The sequence below is a fragment of the Corynebacterium sp. MSK073 genome (assembly GCF_030232085.1).
Lineage (GTDB): Bacteria > Actinomycetota > Actinomycetes > Mycobacteriales > Mycobacteriaceae > Corynebacterium.
The window spans coordinates 1-218 of the sequence record NZ_JASPIY010000060.1 but is presented as its reverse complement, the minus strand read 5'-3'; the positions used below and the strand labels follow the sequence as shown (position 1 = coordinate 218).

1 protein-coding gene is annotated in these 218 nt (G+C 56.9%); it reads left to right on the top strand.

Features of this window, described 5'->3' with window-relative positions:
• The coding region (locus QP970_RS11800) for a transposase (protein ID WP_284869977.1) at positions 1–218 on the top strand (218 nt) is incomplete at both ends.

The following is a 218-nucleotide window of genomic DNA, read 5'->3' as shown; positions in this document are numbered from 1 at the left end:
TCGTGCCGTTTCTGCAGTTCCCGCCAACGGCCAGGCGAGTGCTCTACACCACCAACTCCATCGAATCGCTCAACGCCCAACTGCGTAAAGCTACCCGTAACCGGGGGCAATTCCCGAACGATACTGCTGCACTGAAGACGCTGTGGCTGATGATCTGCAACATCGAAGACAAGCGCGCTGCCCAACGAGCGAAGAAAGCAAAACGCGCCATTGAATGC